Origin of the sequence: Xylanibacter rarus (genome assembly GCF_001275135.1) — a bacterium.
In the GTDB taxonomy this organism is placed as follows: Bacteria; Bacteroidota; Bacteroidia; order Bacteroidales; family Bacteroidaceae; genus Prevotella; species Prevotella rara.
The window spans coordinates 1-1048 of sequence record NZ_LFQU01000078.1 but is presented as its reverse complement, the minus strand read 5'-3'; the positions used below and the strand labels follow the sequence as shown (position 1 = coordinate 1048).

Here is a 1048-nt window from a genome sequence, read left to right as displayed (position 1 = left end):
GTGCCGACGGATATGTAGCAACAAGACTAATGTGCCGGCTGATTTGCAATCTGCCGGAATTGAGTATAAGGATTTTCAATCCGCTTACTTCCTATTTTTTGATTTATAGGTATGTTTTTCGGATCGCAGATCCTTATATTCGATACAGCCGGATAGCATATCCGGCAGAACATTAGTCTTGTGGTTTCCAAACAACAGAAGATACCTACAAGCGGCATAACCAACAAAGCTATTGTGCCGGCCCATGCCGACGGAGAACATTACCCTTGTGGCTCTCAGGCAACGATATGCAGCAACAAGACCCAATAACAGCGGAACATACAGCAAAAAGCTAACTGACATGGCATGATTGTTGAGAAATAATGCAGAAATGTGATGCAAACATTTGAATATAAGCCAAATAAAGCTTATATTTGTTTTGTTAACTGCAAAACGACGGATATATCATGAACAACGCAAAAGGCATAATACAGGATGAAGTATATTTTATAACAACAACCGTTGTCAACTGGATAGACATCTTCACACGGCCAAAGTATAAGCATATAGTGTTGGAGTCGCTAGACTATTGCCGGCAGCACAAGGGACTGATAATTTATGCATGGGTGCTGATGAGTAACCATCTGCACGCAATAGTGCGCAGTGAATCGAACGAGAGCGTGGCCGACATCATGCGCGACTTTAAAAAACATACAAGCAAACGGATAATAGCCGAACTGCAAGACGACATGCAGGAGAGCCGCAGGGAATGGATGCTAAGTCAGTTTGGCTTTGCAGCCGCAAACGACACGAAGACATCTAAATACCGTTTCTGGCAAGACGGCTACCACCCGGAACAGATAGCAACGCCTTACTTCTTTAAGCAAAAGCTGAGATACATACACGACAATCCGGTAAGACAGGAATATGTAAGCCGTCCGGCCGATTATCTCTACAGTTCGGCCATAGACTATGACGGCGGCACTGGCTTGCTGAGCGTTGAAGTGTTGGCTGTGTGAATAAACTGAACATCAGCCTCAATTTTTTTAGTAGTTAAAGGAGTTAAAGG

Annotated in this window: 1 protein-coding gene; it reads left to right on the top strand. The window is 43.7% G+C overall.

Annotated features, from left to right (window positions below):
* The first annotated feature begins 446 nt into the window (after positions 1 to 446).
* Positions 447 to 998: an REP-associated tyrosine transposase gene (locus ACU52_RS14550; protein ID WP_053399328.1), complete on the top strand. Its 552-nt coding sequence runs from the start codon at positions 447 to 449 to the stop codon at positions 996 to 998.
* The last annotated feature ends 50 nt before the right edge of the window (positions 999 to 1048 follow it).

Coding starts and splice junctions, on each gene's coding strand:
- ACU52_RS14550 (WP_053399328.1), top strand. CDS start 447: ATGAACAACGCAAAAGGCATAATACAGGATGAAGTATATTTTATAACA.